This window comes from Saccharomonospora sp. NPDC046836 (assembly GCF_040645195.1).
Lineage (GTDB): Bacteria > Actinomycetota > Actinomycetes > Mycobacteriales > Pseudonocardiaceae > Prauserella_A.
On record NZ_JBEYXW010000014.1, the window covers coordinates 13,621 to 32,935 of the forward strand.

The 19,315-nt window shown below is 70.5% G+C and carries 22 protein-coding genes; 17 read left to right on the top strand and 5 right to left on the bottom strand.

The features are described from left to right. Positions 1–4 precede the first annotated feature (4 nt). Positions 5–502 carry a DUF1707 domain-containing protein gene (locus ABZ863_RS17385; RefSeq protein WP_358536406.1) on the bottom strand — a complete coding sequence of 166 codons (498 nt, stop codon included), beginning with the start codon at positions 500–502 and terminating at the stop codon, positions 5–7. An 82-nt stretch (positions 503–584) separates the two neighbouring features. Here ABZ863_RS17385 and xerD point away from each other — a divergent pair, with 82 nt between their 5' ends. The 6 genes from xerD (at position 585) to ABZ863_RS17415 (ending at position 5,321) form a co-directional block, all read left to right on the top strand. Further along, positions 585–1,487, top strand: a complete 903-nt coding sequence (gene xerD / locus ABZ863_RS17390; protein WP_358536775.1) for a site-specific tyrosine recombinase XerD — start codon at positions 585–587, stop codon at positions 1,485–1,487. A gap of 104 nt (positions 1,488–1,591) precedes the next feature. Continuing rightward, the gene (locus tag ABZ863_RS17395; protein WP_358536409.1) at positions 1,592–2,557 is read left to right on the top strand and encodes an AAA family ATPase; all 966 of its coding nucleotides are present in this window, start codon (positions 1,592–1,594) and stop codon (positions 2,555–2,557) included. Beyond that, positions 2,554–2,979: a cobyrinic acid a,c-diamide synthase gene (locus ABZ863_RS17400; RefSeq protein WP_358536412.1), complete on the top strand. Its 426-nt coding sequence runs from the start codon at positions 2,554–2,556 to the stop codon at positions 2,977–2,979. The genes ABZ863_RS17395 and ABZ863_RS17400 overlap by 4 nt, the downstream gene beginning before the upstream one ends. Before the next feature lie 29 nt (positions 2,980–3,008). Then, positions 3,009–3,887, top strand: a complete 879-nt coding sequence (locus tag ABZ863_RS17405; protein ID WP_358536414.1) for a segregation/condensation protein A — start codon at positions 3,009–3,011, stop codon at positions 3,885–3,887. Then, positions 3,884–4,591, top strand: a complete 708-nt coding sequence (scpB, locus tag ABZ863_RS17410; protein WP_358536416.1) for an SMC-Scp complex subunit ScpB — start codon at positions 3,884–3,886, stop codon at positions 4,589–4,591. Before ABZ863_RS17405 ends, scpB begins: the two co-directional genes overlap by 4 nt. Next, positions 4,581–5,321 (top strand): pseudouridine synthase, encoded by a 741-nt coding sequence (locus ABZ863_RS17415; RefSeq protein ID WP_358536418.1) that lies wholly within the window; start codon positions 4,581–4,583, stop codon positions 5,319–5,321. The genes scpB and ABZ863_RS17415 overlap by 11 nt, the downstream gene beginning before the upstream one ends. 4 nt (positions 5,322–5,325) lie before the next feature. Here the strand turns inward: ABZ863_RS17415 and ABZ863_RS17420 are convergent, their stop codons facing one another. Both ABZ863_RS17420 and ABZ863_RS17425 read right to left on the bottom strand, forming a co-directional pair. Further along, on the bottom strand, positions 5,326–6,522 hold the full coding sequence (locus ABZ863_RS17420; RefSeq protein ID WP_358536420.1) for a cation:proton antiporter: 1,197 nt from the start codon (positions 6,520–6,522) through the stop codon (positions 5,326–5,328). Between the two features lie 5 nt (positions 6,523–6,527). Next, positions 6,528–7,010, bottom strand: coding sequence for a cation:proton antiporter regulatory subunit (locus tag ABZ863_RS17425; protein ID WP_358536422.1), 483 nt, complete (start codon positions 7,008–7,010; stop codon positions 6,528–6,530). Between the two features lie 142 nt (positions 7,011–7,152). Between ABZ863_RS17425 and mbhE the strand changes: the two genes are divergently transcribed. The 10 genes from mbhE (at position 7,153) to der (ending at position 16,067) form a co-directional block, all read left to right on the top strand. Further along, a complete protein-coding gene (gene mbhE, locus ABZ863_RS17430; RefSeq protein ID WP_358536424.1) occupies positions 7,153–9,486 on the top strand; it encodes a hydrogen gas-evolving membrane-bound hydrogenase subunit E in 2,334 nt (777 codons plus the stop codon). Further along, on the top strand, positions 9,483–10,046 hold the full coding sequence (locus ABZ863_RS17435) for an MnhB domain-containing protein (RefSeq protein ID WP_358536426.1): 564 nt from the start codon (positions 9,483–9,485) through the stop codon (positions 10,044–10,046). Before mbhE ends, ABZ863_RS17435 begins: the two co-directional genes overlap by 4 nt. Continuing rightward, positions 10,043–10,483 (top strand): Na(+)/H(+) antiporter subunit C, encoded by a 441-nt coding sequence (locus ABZ863_RS17440; protein ID WP_358536428.1) that lies wholly within the window; start codon positions 10,043–10,045, stop codon positions 10,481–10,483. The genes ABZ863_RS17435 and ABZ863_RS17440 overlap by 4 nt, the downstream gene beginning before the upstream one ends. Beyond that, positions 10,480–12,015, top strand: coding sequence for a Na+/H+ antiporter subunit D (locus ABZ863_RS17445; protein ID WP_358536431.1), 1,536 nt, complete (start codon positions 10,480–10,482; stop codon positions 12,013–12,015). The genes ABZ863_RS17440 and ABZ863_RS17445 overlap by 4 nt, the downstream gene beginning before the upstream one ends. Beyond that, entirely contained in the window at positions 12,015–12,587 is a 573-nt protein-coding gene (locus ABZ863_RS17450) for a Na+/H+ antiporter subunit E (RefSeq protein WP_358536434.1), read from the top strand. Before ABZ863_RS17445 ends, ABZ863_RS17450 begins: the two co-directional genes overlap by 1 nt. Next, complete coding sequence (locus ABZ863_RS17455; RefSeq protein WP_358536437.1) at positions 12,584–12,850, top strand: monovalent cation/H+ antiporter complex subunit F; 267 nt, start codon at positions 12,584–12,586, stop codon at positions 12,848–12,850. The genes ABZ863_RS17450 and ABZ863_RS17455 overlap by 4 nt, the downstream gene beginning before the upstream one ends. After that, a complete protein-coding gene (mnhG, locus tag ABZ863_RS17460) occupies positions 12,847–13,224 on the top strand; it encodes a monovalent cation/H(+) antiporter subunit G (RefSeq protein WP_358536439.1) in 378 nt (125 codons plus the stop codon). Before ABZ863_RS17455 ends, mnhG begins: the two co-directional genes overlap by 4 nt. A 79-nt stretch (positions 13,225–13,303) precedes the next feature. Next, complete coding sequence (cmk, locus tag ABZ863_RS17465; protein WP_358536777.1) at positions 13,304–14,008, top strand: (d)CMP kinase; 705 nt, start codon at positions 13,304–13,306, stop codon at positions 14,006–14,008. After that, complete coding sequence (locus tag ABZ863_RS17470; RefSeq protein WP_358536442.1) at positions 13,999–14,646, top strand: lysophospholipid acyltransferase family protein; 648 nt, start codon at positions 13,999–14,001, stop codon at positions 14,644–14,646. The genes cmk and ABZ863_RS17470 overlap by 10 nt, the downstream gene beginning before the upstream one ends. 2 nt (positions 14,647–14,648) lie before the next feature. Further along, positions 14,649–16,067, top strand: coding sequence for a ribosome biogenesis GTPase Der (gene der / locus ABZ863_RS17475; RefSeq protein ID WP_358536445.1), 1,419 nt, complete (start codon positions 14,649–14,651; stop codon positions 16,065–16,067). 265 nt (positions 16,068–16,332) lie between these two features. On the opposite strand, the gene ABZ863_RS17480 is transcribed toward der, so the two are convergent. Together ABZ863_RS17480 and ABZ863_RS17485 are read right to left on the bottom strand one after the other, a co-directional pair. Beyond that, positions 16,333–16,956 carry a TetR/AcrR family transcriptional regulator gene (locus tag ABZ863_RS17480; RefSeq protein WP_358536448.1) on the bottom strand — a complete coding sequence of 208 codons (624 nt, stop codon included), beginning with the start codon at positions 16,954–16,956 and terminating at the stop codon, positions 16,333–16,335. Positions 16,957–16,965: 9 nt separating this feature from the next. After that, a complete protein-coding gene (locus ABZ863_RS17485) occupies positions 16,966–18,276 on the bottom strand; it encodes an ROK family protein (protein WP_358536450.1) in 1,311 nt (436 codons plus the stop codon). 114 nt (positions 18,277–18,390) lie between these two features. On the opposite strand from ABZ863_RS17485, the gene ABZ863_RS17490 reads away from it, so the two are divergent. Then, positions 18,391–19,311, top strand: coding sequence for a PAC2 family protein (locus ABZ863_RS17490; protein WP_358536780.1), 921 nt, complete (start codon positions 18,391–18,393; stop codon positions 19,309–19,311). Positions 19,312–19,315 lie beyond the last annotated feature (4 nt).

Genomic DNA, 19,315 nt, shown 5'->3' on the forward strand with positions numbered 1-19,315 from the left:
GTCGCTAGTCGCGTAGGGGGCGGCCGTCGCGGTCCTGGCCGCCGTTGACTAGTAACAGGATCCCGTCGATCCAGGACCAGAGCGCGCCGACGCCGAACGTGAAGAGGGTGACCAGGAGCTGCGCCACGGCCATGCCGGTGTGTCCGGTGTAGAACCGGCCCACCCCGAACGGCACGACGAGCTGCAGTACCCCGGCGACCACCTTCGAGCGGTCGGACCATTCGCCGGCAGGCGCGGCCAGCGCTGTCTCGGGTGCCGCAGGCAGCACGTGGGGGCGCGGCTCGATGGGCGGTAGCAGGTAGGTGGGCCGCGGGCCGGGCAGATCCTCGAACAGCGGGCGGACATCGGCCCGGGTCTGCGCCGCCAGCGCGCTGGACACCCGTTCCTCGTACTCGGCCGCCGTGAGCCGGCCCTCGGCGAAGTGATCGCTGAGCACCCGGCAGGCTTCCTCCCGCTCGCCGGTGCCGATGCGCAGCCGCTCCGGATCAGGATCGCTCGCCATGGCTCAACGGTACCCAAATGTGTGGCCAGCGGCGTCTACAGTGTCGGGCGTGGAGAGCGCGGCGCGTGTGCCGGTGGGCCAGGTGGTGGCGGCCTATCTCGACCATCTGATGGTCGAGCGCGGTACGGCGGCCAACACGCTCGACAGCTACGCGCGCGATTTGCGGCGCTACACCGCACACCTGCAGGGGGCGTGGGTCGGCGACTTCACCGCCATCGGGCCCGAGCACATCACCGCGTTCGGGGTGGCACTGCGTGAAGGCGATGCCGAGCACCGGCCGCTGGCCTCCTCGTCGGCGGCGCGGGCGCTGGTGGCCGTGCGGGGTCTGCACCGCTTCGCCCACGCCGACGGCATCACCGAGAACGATCCGGCCCGTGAGGTCCGGCCGCCCGCCCCGGCCAGGCGCCTGCCCAAGGCGTTGCCCGTGCAGGATGTGCTCCGGTTGCTGGACATGCCGGCGGCCGACGGTGTGCGGCCCCTGCGCGACCGCGCGTTGCTGGAACTGCTGTACTCCACCGGCGCCCGGATCTCCGAGGCGGTCGGTCTGGATCTGGACGACATCGGCAACACCGAGCGGACGGTGCTGCTCGACGGTAAGGGCGGGCGGCAGCGGCTGGTGCCGATCGGGCGGCCCGCGCTCGACGCGGTGCATGCCTACCTGGTGCGGGCGCGCCCCGACCTCGCGGCACGCGGCCGTGGTACGCCCGCGGTGTTCCTCAACGTGCGGGGCGGGCGGCTGTCGCGGCAGAGCGCGTGGCAGGTCCTCAAGGACACCGCCGAGCGCGCGGGTCTCACCGCGAGCGTCTCGCCCCACACGTTGCGGCATTCCTTCGCCACCCACCTGATCGAGGGTGGTGCGGACGTCCGGGTGGTGCAGGAACTACTGGGGCACGCCTCGGTCACGACAACCCAGGTTTACACTTTGATAACGATGCACACTCTGCGTGAGATGTACGCGACGGCCCATCCCCGGGCGGTCGGCTGAGGGGTCGAAAGTACTCGTTCGCGCCCGGCGAGCCGCATTGCTGCCGCTTGACGTGCCCGAATAGGCTGGCGCCCGTCCATGGCCGAACGAGGAGCTTTCGCCACATGTCGACTTTCCAGCGACCGGCACGGCGCGTTCCAGACAGCCTGAGCCGGGTGAGCATCGCAACCGAAACCGGCGGCGATAGTGGGGAGTACGACGTGACCGCGGCGGAGGAGAAGGCCGGCAGCGACGGCAAGGTGAAGCTCGGCCCGACCGGCCGCCCGCGCCGGGAGATCCCGGAGCCGCCACTCGTCAATCGGCACGGACCCGCCCAGGTGCTCGCGATGTGCAACCAGAAGGGCGGCGTCGGCAAGACCACCTCCACCATCAACCTCGGGGCCGCGCTCGCCGAGTATGGCCGCAGGGTGCTGCTCGTCGACTTCGACCCCCAGGGCGCGCTGTCCGTTGGTCTCGGGGTGCAGCCGCACGAGCTGGATCAGACCGTCTACAACGTGATCATGGAACGCTCGGTGGACATCGAGGGCGTCATCCGGCAGACCTCCGTCGAGAACGTCGCCCTGCTGCCGAGCAACATCGACCTCTCCGCCGCCGAGGTGCAGCTCGTCGCCGAAGTCGGGCGTGAGCACACGTTGCTGAGGGTCCTGCGACCGGTGATCGACCACTACGACTATGTTCTAGTCGACTGCCAGCCGTCGCTCGGGCTGCTCACCGTCAACGCGCTCACCGCGGCTGACGGCGTGATCATCCCGCTGGAGTGCGAGTTCTTCAGTCTGCGTGGCGTGGCGTTGCTGATCGACACCATCGACAAGGTGCGCGAGCGGCTCAACCCCAAACTTGATATCACCGGGATTCTCGCCACCATGTTCGATCCGAGAACCCTGCACTCGAAGGAGGTCATGGCGCGCGTGGTCGAGGCATTCGGGGACACCGTGTTCGATACGGTGATCAACCGCACTGTGCGATTCCCTGAGACCACCGTGGCCGGCGAGCCGATCACTCGCTGGGCACCGCGGTCAGCCGGCGCGGCGGCATATCGCGCGCTGGCGCGAGAGGTGATTGCTCGGTGAGCAGGCGAGCATCCCTGCCGGGTGCGTCAGAGCTCTTCCGCCGAACCAGCAGCCCTGTCCTGGTGCCGTCCACGACCGTCGAGGACGCGGCACCGGCGGGCAATGGCACCGGCGCCGCCGTGGAGAACGGCAACGGGCACAACGAGCGGCAGCTCGCGCGGGCCAACGCCGACCGCCGTGGTTCGGGCAGGCAGAAGCACGACGCCAAGATCACGGTCTACGTGTCCGGCGACGAGCTGCTGGCGATGGAGCATGCGCGGCTGACGCTGCGCGGTGGGCACGACCTGATCGTCGACCGTGGCCGGATCGTGCGCGAGGCCGTCGCGGTGCTGCTGGCCGACTTCGACCAGCACGGCGAGGACTCGGTGCTGGTACGGCGGCTGCGTGACGGCGGCGTCGACGCCGAGGACATCAGGAACTGACAGCGCAGCGCGTTCGGGAAGAAGCACTGATGGACGAAGGGGCATCGCCCCGGCCCGAGAACGAGGTACCCGAGCACGAGACGCCCGCCGCGGAGGGCGTTTCGGCGCAACGGTTCAAGGTGCGCCTTGCCAACTTCGAGGGACCGTTCGACCTGCTGCTGCAGCTGATCTCCCAGCACCAGCTCGACGTCACCGAAGTCGCCCTGCACCAGGTGACGGACGACTTCATCGCCTACACGCACGCACTCGGCTCGGAATGGGATCTCGACGAGACCACCGAGTTCCTGGTCATCGCCGCGACCCTGCTCGACCTGAAGGCGGCCAGGTTGCTGCCCGCGGCCGATGTCGAGGACAGCGAGGACCTCGCGTTGCTGGAGGCCAGGGACCTGCTGTTCGCCAGGGTGCTGCAGTACCGGGCGTACAAGCAGGTGGCCGCGTTGTTCGCGGAGCTGGAGGCCGGAGCACTGCGGCGGTATCCGCGGTCGGTGACGCTCGAGGAGCGCTACCTCGGACTGCTGCCGGAGGTCATGCTCGGCGTGACACCGGAGAAGTTCGCCGGTCTCGCGACCGAGGTGTTCCGGCCGAAGCCACCGCCGACCGTCTCGCTGGACCACATCCATGCGGGCAAGATCTCGGTGCGGGAGCATGCGGCTCTCCTGCGGGTGCGGCTGGCCGATGCCGGGCGCGCGACGTTCGGTGAGCTGGTGTCCGATTGCGACCACACCATCGAGGTGGTCGCCCGGTTCCTGGCGTTGCTGGAGCTGTACCGGGAGTCGGCCGTGCAGTTCGACCAGCTCGAGGCGCTCGCGGAGCTGCACGTGCGCTGGACCGGCGGATCGGCTGACGAGGCCGCCGCGGATGCCGCACGCGACCGCGCGAGCGATGCAGAGGATGAGGAGTACGGGTGAGCGAGCCGGAGACGCGGCCGGAACACGGGGACCTGGCACGCGACGAGCCTGGCACCGACGTCGATGTTGCTGTCGAGGACGAGGCCGATGACGGTACGGAGGCCGGCGCCGCCGAGGACGGCGGCCTGGTCGCGGTCGCCCCGGAGCGTGCGCTGCCGGACCTGAGCTCCTACGAGGCGCTCCAGTCGGCGCTGGAGGCCCTGCTGCTCGTCGTGGACGCCCCCGTCGGCGAGGAGGTGCTGGCCGGTGCGCTCGAGCAACCCGTCGACCGGGTCACCGAGACGCTGCGGTCCATGGCCGAGGACTACACCGACCGCGGCAGCGGGATCGACCTGCGGCGGGTCGGCGAGGGCTGGCGTTTCTACACGCGCGACACCTACGCGCCGTTCGTGGAGAAGCTGCTTTTGGACGGTCAGCGCGCCAAGCTGACGCGGGCGGCGCTGGAGACCCTCGCCGTCATCGCCTACCGGCAGCCGGTCACGCGGTCGCGGGTCGCGGCCGTGCGCGGGGTGAACGTGGACGGTGTGATCCGCACGCTCGTGGCGCGCGGGTTGATCGAGGAGAGCGGCACCGACCCGGAGACCGGTGGCACGCTGTACGTAACGACGGAACTGTTCCTGGAGCGACTCGGCCTGGCGTCGTTGAACGACCTGCCGCCGATCGCACCACTGCTACCCGAGGTGGACTCGATCGATGACATCTGACCAACCCGAAGGCGTGCGCCTGCAGAAAGTCCTGGCGCAAGCCGGGGTGGCCTCCCGCCGCGCGTCCGAGGACCTCATCGCGCGGGGCCGGGTGAGCGTCGACGGCAGCGTCGTGCGCGAACTCGGCCGCCGCGTCGACCCCGACACCGCGGTGATCCACGTGGACGGCCTGCGCGTGATCCTGCGCGACGACCAGGTCTACTTCGCGCTCAACAAGCCACGCGGCGTGCACAGCACGATGGACGACGACCAGGGCAGGCCGTGTGTCGGCGACTACGTCCGCGACCGGCGGGAGCGGCTGTTCCATGTCGGCAGGCTCGATGCCGAGACCGAGGGCCTGCTGCTGCTGACCAACGACGGCGACCTCGCGCACCGGCTCATGCACCCGTCGTTCCATGTGCCGAAGACCTACCTCGCGGAGGTCGAGGGCACGGTGCCGCGCGGCCTCGGCAAGCGGCTGCGTGAGGGTGTGAAGCTCGAGGACGGCCCCGCGCGGGCCGACGAGTTCCGGGTCAAGGACGTCCGCCCTGGCCGGACCCTGGTCGAGATCGTCCTGCACGAGGGGCGCAAGCACATCGTGCGCCGCCTGCTCGCCGAGGTCGGGCATCCGGTGCGCAAGCTCGTGCGCACCGCTGTCGGCGATGTCCAGCTCGCCAACACCAAGCCGGGTGCGCTGCGCCCGCTGAACCGCAAGGAGATCGGGGCGCTCTACCGCGCGGTCGACCTGTGATCGGTCAGTAGGTGCCGTCGGCAGCGCGGGGCACCCGGCTCGCCCTGCGCTGCAGCGTGCGCGCGACCGGCTCCACGACGCGCGCCGCGACCGGGCCCAGTACCGCCATCAACAGCACGTAGGCGGTGGCCAGTGCGGCGAGCTCGCCTTCGACCGCCCCTGCGGAGACGGCCAGTCCGGCGATGACGATCGAGAACTCACCACGGGCGACCAGTGCGGCGCCCGCTCGTGCCCGGCCGAGCTTGCCCATACCCGCCCTGCGCGCGGCCCACCAGCCGGTCGCGACCTTCGTCAGCGTGGTGACCACCGCGAGCACGATGGCCCAGCCGAGCACCGGCGGGATGGAGCGGGGATCGGTGTTCAGTCCGAACACGACGAAGAACACGGCGGCGAACAGGTCGCGCAGCGGCTCGAGTAGCCGTGTGGCGTTCTCGGCTGTGGACCCGGAGATCGCGATGCCCAGCAGGAACGCGCCCACCGCGGCGGACACCTGCATGGCGGAGGCGAGCCCGGCCACCAGCAGCGCCGCGCCGAACACCTTGAGCAGGAAGACCTCCCGGTCCTCACTGTCCACGATGGCCGAGACGTAGCGGCCGTACTTCACCGCGACGACGAGCACGACACTGATCACGGCCAGTGAGATCCCGACCGCTTCCAGCCCGCCGAGGAAGCTGATGCCGCCGAGAACGGCCGTGAGGATCGGCAGGTACAGCGCCATGATCAGGTCCTCGAACACGAGGATCGACAGCACGACCGGCGTCTCCCGGTTACCGAGCCTGCCCAGGTCCCCGAGGACCTTCGCGACGATGCCCGACGAGGAGATGTAGGTGATGCCGGCCATCACGAACGCGCCGATGGGCCCCCAGCCGAGGATGAGCGCGACCGCGGCGCCCGGCAGGGCGTTGAGCACGACGTCCACCAGACCGGCCATCCAGGACCGGCGCAGCCCCGTGACGAGCTCGGCGGCCGAGTACTCCAGCCCGAGCAGCAACAGCAGCAGGACCACGCCGATCTCGCTGGCGAGCTCGGTGAACCCGTCGATGTCACCGAGAGGGATGACCCCGCCCTGGCCGAACGCCAGCCCGCCGATGAGGTACAGCGGGATCGGTGACATGCCGATCTTGCCGGCCAGCCTGCCGAGCACACCCAGCGCGAAGAAGACAGCACCCAGCTGGATGAGGGACAGTGCGGTGTGTTCCACAGGCCTCAGCCGTGGTGGAGGATCTTGACGGCGGACTCCAGACCTTCCGCCGTCCCGACGACCACGAGCACGTCACCCGCGGTGAAGGTGAAGTCGGGGGAGGGCGAGGGATGCACCTGGCCGGCACGCATCACGGCGACGACGGAGACGCCGGTGCGCGTGCGCATGCCGGTGTCTCCGAGCGTGCGGCCGTTGTAGGGCGACGCGCTCTTGATCGGCATCTGCTTGGTGTTGATGCCGGGCACCTCGCGGTGCTCCTCCCTCAGCTGCGCGACGAGCTGCGGTGCCCCCAGTAGGTTCGCCAGCGCGCCCGCCTCGTCGGCGGTCAGCGGCAGCGACGCAAGGCAGGCGTCGGGATCATCGGACTTGGACACGATCAGTTCGATCTTGCCGTCCCGGTGCGTGACGACACCCACACGCCGTCCATTGCCGAGAGCGAAGTCCTTACGGACGCCGATTCCCGGCAGGGGAGTTACTTCGACGTTCACATACCCACGGTAACCCATCGGCTGGCGCGATCACCGCCTCGGATGATATGTCCTGTCTGTCCATTTCGGTCAGTGCGGGCAGCTGAGATGCGGGTCCGTAGGATCGCCGTGTCGGGGCTCAAGGAGGGGCAGGTGATGTGGGGTGCTGTTCGCGATCGCGGCGCACATGGCGTTGGCTGCGGTGCTGCCGTGGATCGCGCGGCGCTGGGGACGCGCCGCCTTCGTCGTCGGCGCGCTGGCCCCGGCAGCGACACTGGTGCTCGCGCTCAGCCAGGCCGGCGGAGCAGTAGGCGCCCGGCCCCCAACCGAGTCGCTGGCGTGGGCTCCCGGCATCGGGCTGGAGTTCACGACCCGGCTCGACGAGCTCGCGCTGCTGATGATCCTGCTCGTGTCGGGTATCGGCGCCCTGGTGCTGTGTTTCTACGCCTGCTACGCCAAGCCCGGTGATCCTGCTGCCGGTCGCGACTCCGCCCTGCTCGTACTGTTCGCCGGCGCCATGCTCGGCCTGGTGCTCGCCGACGACGTCATCTCGCTGTACGTGTTCTGGGAGCTGACCACCATCTGCTCCTTCCTGCTCGTCGGCGGTGACGGGGCCACGAAGAAGCTGCGCCGCTCGGCAACCCAGGCACTGCTCGTCACCAGCCTCGGCGGTCTTGCGATGCTGCTGGGCCTCATCCTGCTCGGCACGGCCGCCGGCACCTTCCGGATCTCCGAGATCCTCGCCGACCCGCCGGGCGGGCCGCTCGTCACGGTGGCGGTGCTGCTGATCCTGCTCGGCGCGTTCACCAAGTCGGCGCAGGTGCCGTTCCACCCCTGGCTGCCAGGCGCCATGGTCGCGCCGACCCCGGTCAGCGCCTACCTGCACGCCGCCGCGATGGTCAAGGCGGGTGTGTACCTCGTCGCGCGGTTCGCCCCCGGCTTCGCCCATCTGCCTGCGTGGTGGGTGCCGATCGTCGTGCTCGGCCTGTGGACGATGGTGCTCGGCGGGTTCCGCGCGTTGCGCCAGTACGACCTCAAGACCCTGCTGGCCTACGGCACGATCAGCCAGCTCGGCTTCCTGATGGTGCTCGTCGGGACCGGGACGTGGCTCTCGGCGCTGGCCGACGTCACGCTCGTGCTCGCGCACGGGCTGTTCAAGTCGGCGCTGTTCCTCACGGTCGGGATCATCGACAAACGCACCGGCACGCGGGACATCCGTCAGCTGTCCGGGCTGGGCAGGCACTGGCGCGCGCTGGCAGGCTTCGCGACGCTGGCGGTGCTGTCGATGGCGGGGCTGCCGCCCCTGCTCGGTTTCATCGGCAAGGAAGCCGCGTTGGAGGCGCTGTTGGAGGGCGGTCCGCGGGAGTGGCTGCTGCTCGCCGGTGTCGCTCTCGGCTCGGTCTTCACGGTGGCCTACAGCCTGCGCTTCCTCGTCGGCGCCTTCGGCGACCGGGCCGATGGCAAGCCCATGGCGGTCCCGCCGTCGGGCACCCTCATCACCGGGCTGGTGGCCGTGCCCGCCGTTGCCGGGCTCGTGCTGGCGGTGGTGCCGGGTGTGATCCAGCCCCTGGTGGCGGGCTACGCCGACGCCTACTCCGCGAACCCGCCGCCGTACGAGCTGGCGTTGTGGCACGGCATCACGGCCCCGCTGCTGCTCACTGTGGTGATCGTCGCCGCGGGGTACGCGCTGCATCGCACGGCGCTGGCACCACGGTTGGCCGGGTGGGTGCCCGAGTCGCTGCATGCCCAGCGCGGCTACCAGGCCACGATCACCGGGCTTGACGGCCTCGCCAAAGCCGTCACCGGCCGCCTGCAGGCCGGTTCGCTGCCGACCTACCTCGGGATCATCCTCGTCACAATGGTGCTCGTGCCCGCGGGCGGGCTACTGGCCGGGCTCGGTTCGCCAGGGCCGCTGCGCTGGTGGGACTCCTGGCTGCAGCTGCCGCTCGCCGTTCTCGTTCTCGCCGCGGCAGGCACGGTGGTGCTGGCTCGCAGGCGGCTCACGGCGGTGTTGCTCACGGGTGCCGTCGGCTACGGCATCGGCGCGCTCTTCGTGGTCGACGGCGGTGCCGACCTGGCGCTCGCGCAGTTCCTGGTGGAGTCGCTCACGCTGGTCGTGTTCGTCTTCGTGATCCGCCGGTTCCCGCCGCGCTTCGTCGAGGACCGTCCCTACGTGCGCAAGGCCCGCTGGGTCAAGGCCGGCATCGCGGCCGTCGCGGGCACGTTCGTCGCGGTGCTGGCCGTGCTGTACTCCGGCTCTCGCGAACCGGGGATGCCCGACGCCAGCAGGTACTACATCGAGAACTCCGAGAGTGCGACCGGCGCCAGCAACGTGGTCAACGCGATCATCGTCGACTTCCGTGCCTTCGACACGGTCGGCGAGATCGCGGTGCTCGCCGTCGCGGCGACCGGTGCGGCGAGCCTGATCCTCGCCCGCGCGCGGCAGAGATCGCGGCCGCGGGTCGAGCCCGACGAGCGGGAGGAGGTGCTGCGATGACCACCGAATCCGAGCGCCCGGCCGAACAGGTGCCGTGGACCGAGTGGGACCGGCCACGCGAGCGCTGGCTCATGGCCGAGCACAACTGCAACACCTGGCCGCGCTCGCTGCTGCTCGAAGTCTGCGCGCGCATCGTCTTCCCGACGGTGCTCATGGTGTCGGTGTACCTGTTGTTCGCCGGGCACCACACTGCGGGCGGCGGGTTCAGCGGCGGCCTCGTCGCCGGGCTGGCGTTCGTGCTGCGTTACGTGGCGGGCGGCAGCGCGGAGCTCGCTGCCGCTATCCGCATCCGGCCGCCGGTGGTGATCGGCACGGGGCTGAGCATCGCGGTCGTGACCGCGCTCGTGCCCGCGCTGTTCGGCCAGCCGGTGCTGGCCTCGGCGATCTGGCCGGTGACGCTGCCGGTGCTCGGCGAGCTCAAGATCACCACCAACCTGTTCCTCGACATCGGGGTGTACCTGCTGATCATCGGCGTCGTGGTGGACCTGCTGCGCACCGTGGGCGCGGGAACCGAACGCGGTGGTCTCGGGCTGCACGAGGACCAGGAGGACCACGGGTGACCGTCAACATCACCATGGCCATCGTGCTGGCCGGGCTGTACACGGTCGGCTTATACCTGCTCATGCAACGCTCGCTGATGCGGGTGATCCTCGGCATCGTGATCGTCGGGCACGGCGCGAACCTGTTCCTCCAGGTCGCGGGTGGCCCGCCGGGGCAGCCGGTGTTCGTCGGCTCGGCGGTCCTCGAGACGATGGTCGACCCGCTGCCGCAGGCGCTGGCGCTGACCGCGATCGTCATCACGTTCGCACTGACCACGTTCCTGCTCGCGCTGGCGTACCGGTCGTGGGCGCTACTCGGCCACGACGAGGTGCGGGACGACGTCGAGGACCGGCGGATCCGGCTGGCCGAACGTGAACGCGAGGACGGCGAGGAGTCCGAGAGCGAGACGACCACCAGCTTCGAGGCGCCGGAGGCCGGCGAGGAGGTTCCCCGATGACGGTTCTCGTCGCGCTGCCTGTGCTGCTGCCGCTGCTCGCCGCCGCACTCTCCCTGGTCGCCGGGCGCGCTCCCCGCGTCCAGCGCGCGCTCGGTGTGCTCGTGCTGACCGCGATCGCGGTGATCGCCGGTGTACTGCTGAAGGAGGCGGACAACCACGGCCCGGTTGTGCTGCAGCTCGGCGGGTACGCGGCGCCGTTCGGCATCACGCTGGTCGCCGACCGGCTGGCCGCGCTGCTGCTCCTGGTGTCGGCGCTCGTCACGCTCGCTGTGCTGATCTTCTCGATCGGTCAGCGCATCACCGACTACGGCAGGCACACGGCGTCGACCGCGTTCCACCCGATGTACCTGGTGCTGTGTGCCGGGGTGTCGCTGGCCTACCTGACCGGCGACCTGTTCAACCTGTTCGTCGCCTTCGAGATCATGCTCTCGTCGTCGTACGTGCTGATCACGCGCCGCACCACCGCGGACCGGGTGCGCGCGAGCATGACCTACGTGATCGTGAGCCTCGCCTCGTCGCTGCTGTTCATCACGATGATCGCGCTGGTCTACGCGGCGACGGGAACGGTCAACCTGGCGGCACTGCCGGAGAAGATCGCGGCGCTGTCGCCCGGCGTGCAGACCAGCCTGGGCCTGCTCATGGTGGTGGTGTTCGGGATCAAGGCCGCGCTCGTGCCACTGCACTTCTGGTTGCCGGACAGCTACCCGACCGCGCCCGCGCCGATCACCGCGGTGTTCGCGGGCCTGCTCACCAAGGTCGGCGTGTACGCGCTCATCCGTACCCAGACGCTGGTGTTCGTCCACGACGTCGGCTGGACCGTGCTGCTCGTGATCGCGCTGCTCACGATGCTGATCGGTGTGCTCGGCGCGATCGCGCAGAACGACCTCAACCGGATGCTGTCGTTCCTGCTCGTCAGCCACATCGGCTACATGCTGTTCGGGCTCGCGCTGTTCACCGTGCTCGGGCTCGCCGGCGTGATCCTCTACGTCGTCCACCACATCACCGTGCAGGCCGCGCTCTTCCTCGTCAGCGGTCTGATCACGCGACATACCGGAACGGTGTCCCTGCAGGGGATGTCCGGTGTCGCCAAGGCCTACCCGGTGATCGCCGTGCTGTTCGCGCTGCCCGCGCTGAGCCTGGCCGGTATCCCGCCGTTCTCCGGTTTCGTCGCCAAGATCGCGCTGCTGCAGGCGGGCGCTCAGGTCGGTACCGCTGCGGCGTACGCGGTGACCGCCGCCGCTGTGCTGACCAGCCTGCTGACGCTGTTCGCGGTGACCAAGATCTGGGTCGGCGCGTTCTGGGGCAAGGTCAGCGAGCCGCATCAGGACCCCGACCCCGACGACGAGGTCACCGTCGGCACCGGCTCGACCTCCACCGGCATGCTGGTGTCCACCGGTGGCCTGGTGGCCGTCAGCGTGCTGATCGCGGTCTTCGCGGGCCCGCTGTCGGCGATGAGCGAGCGAGCGGCCGCGGACCTGCTGGACGGCAGCGCCTACCGCGCGGCTGTCCTCGGCGCCGAGGGGAGCGGCTGATGAGGCGGCTCTCGTTCTCGCTGCTGTTCTGGCTCGTGCTGGTGTGGCTGATGCTGTGGGGCACGCTCGACCTGTCGGTCGCGGTGTTCGGTGTGCTGCTCGCGTTCGCGGTTCTCATGCTCTTCCCGCTGCCGGTGCATCGCTGGCACTTCTTCGTCCACCCGCTGCGGCTGGTGCGCCTCGCCTGCTGGGTTGTCGTGGACCTCGTGGTCTCGGCGGTAGGCCTCGCCTGGGACGAGTTCCGGCACGGCGGCCGGGTCAGGGCCGCCATCGTCGCCGTACCTTCGCTGTCCGATGTGGACCATGTGATCGCGGCTGCCGCGAACGTGCTCTCGCTCGGTCCGGGGAAGTTCGTGCTGCAGATCGACCGTGCGGGCGGGATCTGGTACGTCTACGCGCTCGGCGTGCGCACCCGGGAGGCCGCCGACCGTGTGCACGACGACGTGCTCGACGTGCAGGTGCGGGTGATCCACGCCTACGGCACCGCCGAGGAGGCGCGCACGGTCCGCGAGCGGGCAGAGGAAGCGAAACGGCGGCGTCGCCACGCCACTGTGGAGGGTGAGGCCCGATGAGTACTGTCTTCGCGATCACGTTCGGACTGCTGGCGATCGCCGGGTTGCTCACACTCGTCCGGCTGGTGCGCGGACCGCGCACGCTCGACCGCGTGCTCGCGATCGATGTGCTGGTGGTGCTGATCGTCGCCGGCACCGCCGTCGGCATGGCGATGTCACTGCGCGGTATCTACATCGCGTTGCTCGTCGCGGTGGCACTGCTCGGTTTCGTCGGCTCGATCTCGGTGGTGCGGTTGGTGGAACGCCGGGAGGAACACCGATGAGCGTGCGTGATGTGATCTGCGCGGTGCTGCTGCTCTCCGGCGCGCTGTTCTGTGTCATCGGGGCGTACGGCGTGCTGCGCCTGCCGGACGTGCCGAGCAGGCTGCAGGCGGCGACGAAGCCACAGACGCTGGGGCTGCTGCTGATCCTGGCAGGAACGGCGGTGCGGCTGGAGCCGCAGTACGCGGTGGGCCTGGCGCTCGCCGGGCTGTTCCAGGTGATCACCGCACCGGTGGTGTCACAGCTGTACGGGCGGGCCGCCTACCGCACCGGCGCGATCGACCGGTCGAGCCTGGTCATCGACGAGCTGGACGAGCGCCTGCGTGCGGAACGCCCCGAGGGCCATCCGGGCGGGCGCGTTTCGGACAAGCACTGAGCGCCAGGCAGAATGGGATCTCGCAGGAAAGCGAGCGAGACAGCGAGGAGAACGGTCGGTGGCGGGAGCCCTACGCGGCGTGGTCGCACTGGACGGTCCATCGGGAACCGGCAAGACCACCGTGGCACGCAAGCTGGCCGCCACGCTCGGTGCCGGCTATCTCGACACGGGTGCGATGTACCGCCTTGTCACTCTCGCGGTGCTGCGCGCCGGGATCGACCCGCAGGACCCAGGTGCCGTCGCCGCGCTCGCGAGTGAGGTCGAGGTCGGTGTCGGCACCGATCCGGCCCGCCCCCGCGCACAGCTCGGCGGGCAGGAGGTCGGCGAGGAGATCCGCACCGAGCCCGTCAACGCGGCCGTCTCCGCGGTGTCCGCAGTCCCCGAGGTGCGGGAGATTCTGGTCGCGGGGCAGCGCCGGATCATCGCCCACGTCCTGGACACCGTCGGCGGAATCGTCGTCGATGGGCGCGACATCGGGACCGTCGTCGCGCCGGACGCCCCGCTGAAGGTCTTCCTGACCGCCTCACCCGAGGTGCGCGCCGCACGGCGCAGTGCCCAGGACTCGGCGGCGGGCCGGAAGTCCACCACCGCCGCCGCGCGGGCCTCCGTGGAGCGGCGCGACGAGCTGGACTCCACCCGCACCGCCTCGCCGATGCGCCCTGCCGGGGACGCGGTGGTGTTCGACACCTCGGACCTGAACATCGAGCAGGTCCTCGTTGCACTGAGCGAGCTGGCCAGCCAGCGCGGCCTGCTCGGCGGCGAGTTCGCGGAGGCGTGCCGGTGACGGGACTGCCTCCCGGTGCCGTACCGTGGCTACACGAGGCGGGCCGGGTGATCGCCCGGTATCTCTACCGTCCCGCGTACCGCATCCGGGTCGCCGGGCTCGCGCGTGTGCCGCGCACCGGTCCCGTCGTGCTCGTCGCCAACCACAGTTCGATGATCGAGCCGCAGCTGATCTTCGGAATGTTGCCGCGCCGCTCGGTGTTCCTCGTCAAGGACGAGATGTTCGCCGGGCCGGCGGGCTGGGGGCTGCGCTGGATCGGGCAGGTCCCGGTGCGGCGCGGGGCACCTGACCGGGCGGCGCTGCTCGCCGCGACCCGGGTACTACGCGGCGGTGGGCTCATCGGGGTGTTCCCGGAGGGCACGCGCGGCGCTGGTGATGTCGCGACGGCTCAGCAGGGGGCGGCCTGGCTGGTGCGCAACTCCGGCGCGGTCGTGCTGCCGGTGGCGGTGCGTGGCACGCTGCGCCCCGCCGGGCGAGGGCGCCGGTTCCGGCCGGTGGTCGACATCCTGGTGGACGAACCGTTCACACTGGACGTCGGCCGCGGGCGCGCGGGGCTGGCCGAGGGCACCGAGCGCATCCGTACCACGCTCGCGGCGCTCGTCGAAGAGCTTGACAGGCAACGAGAAGAGAAGCAGTGACAATGACCGAAACAGACGGCACGTGGTCCGAGGAGGCGGAGTTCCTCCGGCTCGACGAGCAGGCCGGCGAGGGGGCGGATACCGACGCCGCCGAGCCCGCGCAGCCGGTGCTGGCCGTCGTGGGCAGGCCCAACGTGGGCAAGTCCACGCTGGTGAACCGGATCCTGGGCCGTCGCGAGGCCGTCGTGCAGGACGTGCCCGGTGTGACCCGTGACCGGGTCGCCTACGACGCGCTGTGGAGCGGCCGCCGGTTCACCGTCGTCGACACAGGCGGCTGGGAGCCTGGTGCGACCGGGCTGCAGGCCTCGGTAGCGGCGCAGGCCGAGCTCGCAATGTCTACTTCGGACGCTGTACTGCTCGTTGTGGACGCCACCGTCGGCGCCACGGCGACCGATGAGGCGGTGGCGAAGGTGCTCCGCCGGTCGAAGCGTCCGGTGCTGCTGGCCGCCAACAAGGTCGACGACGAGCGGTTGCTCGCCGAGGCCGCATCGCTGTGGTCGCTGGGGCTGGGGGAGCCGCGCCCGGTGAGCGCGCTGCACGGCCGCAGCTCCGGTGACCTGCTCGACGCGATCGTCGCCGCGCTGCCGGAGGCACCGCGGGACACCATGCAGGTGGCCACCGGACCGCGCCGGGTGGCGCTGGTCGGTAAACCGAACGTCGGCAAGTCCAGCCTGCTGAACAAGCTCACCGGCGAGGAACGTGCCGTCGTCGACTCGGTCGCCGGGACCACGGTGGACCCGGTCGACTCGCTGGTGGAGCTGGACGGGCAGCCGTGGCGCTTCATCGACACGGCGGGCCTGCGCAAGCGGGTGCAGACCGCGAGTGGCACCGAGTACTACGCGTCGTTGCGTACCAAGACCGCGATCGACGCCGCCGAGGTGGTCATCGTGCTGCTGGACGCCAGCGAACCGGTGTCCGAACAGGACCTGCGAGTGGTGACGATGGTCTCCGACGCGGGCCGGGCGCTCGTGCTTGCGTTCAACAAGTGGGACCTCGTCGACGAGGACCGGCGGCACCAGCTCGACAGGGAGCTCGACCGTGGCCTGGTACGGGTGCCGTGGGCCGAGCGCGTCAACGTCTCCGCGCTGACCGGCCGGGCGGTGCGCAAGCTGGCCCCGGCGCTGCGCACCGCGCTGACGTCGTGGGACCAGCGCGTGCCGACCGGGCAGCTCAACGGCTGGCTGGCGGATCTCATCGCGGCGACCCCGCCGCCCGTGCGCGGTGGCAAGCAGCCGAAGGTGCTGTTCGCCACGCAGGCGGGCATCCGCCCGCCGACGCTGGTGCTGTTCACCACCGGCTTCCTCGAGGCGAGTTACCGGCGGTTCATCGAGCGCAAGTTCCGCGAGCGTTTCGGCTTCACCGGTAGCCCGGTACGCATCAACGTCCGGGTACGGGAGAAGAAGCCGCGCAACCAACGCTGACCCACTCCGCCCCGCGCGAGTCCCCCGCCCCGCCGCGCGAGTCCCCCGCTCCGGCACGCGAGTCCCCCGCTCCGGCACGCGAGTTGCCCGCTGGGACCCGCGAGTTGCTCGTTCCGGTGCGCGAGTTGCCCGCTCCGACTGGCGAGTCGCCCCGTCAGGCGGGCGAGTCTCCCGTTCTGGCGCGTGAGTTCCTCGTTCCGGCACGCGAGTTCCCCGCTCCTGCCCGCGACCGCCCCTTCCGGGCCCGCCGTCCAGTCCCCAGATGTCACGGCCCGGTAAGCGCGGCAGTGGCGATGCGCACGATCTCGGAGATGATGTCGTCCAGCGGGATGACGTGGCCGCCGACGGCCCAGTGGTACACGAGCTCGTTGAGGGCACCGACGAGAGCGACGGCGCTGAGGTGGAAGTCGCGGGACATGGCTTCGCCACGCTCGACGGCGCGCTGCGCCTCCGCGGCGAGGAAGGCAGCCCACCGCTCGCGCCAGGCCAGCCGGTGGCGCTCGACCGCCTCGCTGACGCCGATTATCTCCACATAGGACACTCGTGCCCAGCGGGTGTCCTCCGCGGTCGTGGCGATGTAGGCCCGCACCGCCAGCTCGATTCGGCGCGCCAGTGGCTCGTCCTGGGCCGCGGCGAACGCGGCGGCGACGGCTTTCAGTGCACGCTCCATCACCAGGTCGTGCAACGTTGTCAGCAACGCCTCGCGGCCGGTGAACTCCTCGTAGAAGTTGCGCGTGGACACTCCGGCGCCCGCGCACAGCCGCTCGATCGAGGTGGCCGTGTAACCCTCGGTGCCGAACAGCTCCAGCCCGGCGTCCAGCAGCCGCTGCCTGCGTTCGGCGCGACGATCCGCGGCGGTCCGCCCGCCGTATACGCGGTCGGGGGGCACCATCCAAGGCTAAAGCAGGGGAGCGCGCAGCGGGACGTTGACGAGTTCCGCGGCACCGGCCGGAGAACCGGAGTCGACCCAGTGGGCCAGCCGTTCCGGTGTGAAAAGTTCGTCGATGACCGTGAACGCCGCACCGACGAGACCCGCCCGGTCACTCAGCGTCGAGCGCGTGATGCGCAGCTCCCTCGTGGCCAGCGGCAGTGAACGGCGGTAAATGGACTCCCGTAGCGCCGCCAGCAGCAGATCCCCAGCCCCGGCCACACCGCCACCGATGATGACGAGCGCCGGATTGTAAAAACTGACCAGCGTGGCGAGCAGGCTGCCGATCAGCCGCCCCGCCCTGGTGACCAGTTCCACCGCAGTGCGGTCGCCGCTCTGCGCGGCCCGCGACACGTCCGCCGCCGTGATCGTGCCCGCCGAAGTCAGCACACCGGCAAGGAACTCGCTCCGGCCTTCCTCCGCGGCGGCCACGGCGTCCCGCGCCAGCGCCGCCCCGCCCGCGTACGCCTCCAGACAGCCGGTGTTGCCGCACCGGCACACGACCGTCGCCTCATCGGCGACGGCCGCATGCCCGATGTCGCCCGCGCAGCCCTGGCTGCCGCGGTGCAGCCGCCCGCCGGACACCAGCCCGGCACCGATACCGGTACCGATCTTGACGTACAGGATGTCCTGCTGCCCCCTTGCCGACCCGGCGCGTAGCTCGCCGAGTGCCATGGCGTTGACCTCGTTGTCGACCCACACCGGTGCGTCGAAGCGCGTGGCCAGCCGGTCGCGCACCGGATAGCCGTCCCAGCCGGGCATGATCGGCGGGGCGCTCGGTCGTCCGGTGGCGAACTCCACCGGGCCCGGCAGTCCGATGCCGATGCCCCACACGGCGAGCTCGGCGTCGGCGGAGCGGATCTCGGCCAGCAGCTCGTGGAACAGTGCCTCGACACGCTCCAGCACCGGTTCCGGGCCGAGCGCGATGTCCGTGGGCTCCTCGCGCTCGGCCAGCACGGTGCCGGCGAGGTCGGTCACGCCAACACCGATGCTCGTGGCACCCAGCTCGGCGGCGAGCACCATCCCGGCGCGGGCCCGAAAGCGCAGCTCACGCGGGGCGCGACCACCGCTGGAGGGACCGAGTTCCCCTTCCTCCAGCAATCCACACTCAGCTAGCTGACCGACCCGCTGCGTCACCACTGTGCGCCCGAGCCCGGACCGGCGGCTGATCTCCGGCCGCGTCCTGGCGACGCCGGAGCGCACAAGGTCGAGCACAGTCGCGAGGCTGTCGATGTGCTCCGGGGTCGGCCCTGCCTGGCGTGCTGTCTGCGAGGCTTCCACGCCAACATCTTCCACCACGCCTGCCGTGTGAGCAGGCCCATGTGGTGGGATGGTTCGAGGACCGCCGTGCGTTGGTACTCGCTGACGACGACGGGTGAGGATCAGGAGGTTCGTGTGGTGGCGGATCCGGGTGAGTTGTACGAAGTGGACTCCGGCGTCCCCGTTGTGGACGGCGCGGTGCTGCTGTATCACTTCGACGGGTTCATCGACGCGGGAACCGCAGGCCGGTCGGTCGCCGACCATCTCACCGAGGCTCTGGACGGGCCGGTCGTCGCGCGCTTCGACGTGGACCGGCTGATCGACTACCGGTCGCGGCGGCCGACGATGACCTACGCCGGTGACCGCTGGGACGACTACGAGGCACCGGAACTCGTGGTGCGCCTGCTCCACGACGCCGACGAGACGCCGTTCCTGTTGCTCACCGGACCGGAGCCGGATCGCGAGTGGGAACGGTTCGTCACGGCCGTGCGCCACCTGGTGGAGCGCTGGCAGGTGCGGCTGAGCGTGAACTTCCATGGGATCCCCATGGGGGTGCCGCACACCCGGCCACTCGGGGTGACGGCTCATGCCACGCGCGCCGACCTGGTGGGCGACTATCAGGTGTTGTTCAACGAGGCGCAGATTCCGGGCAGCGTCGCCGCGCTGCTGGAGCTGCGCCTGGGCCGCGCAGGCCACGATGTCGTCGGGTTCGCGGCGCATGTGCCGCACTACCTTGCGCAGGCGCGATATCCCTCAGCGGGCCTGACACTGCTCGACTCGATCGAACGCGCGACCGGGTTGAGGCTGCCGACCGACGCCCTCCGTGACGCCGCACGCCAGGTGGACGTCGAGGTCGACCGGCAGGTGCGCGAGTCGGCGGAGGTCGCCGAGGTCGTGGGGGCGCTGGAACGGCAGTACGACGCCTTCACCGCTGCGAACGCACGTGGCAGCCTGCTCGCCGAGGACATGCCGATGCCGACCGCCGACGAGCTGGCGAGCCAGTTCGAGAAGTTCCTTGCCGAGCAGCAGGGGCGAAACGACCAGAACGAGTCCTGACAGC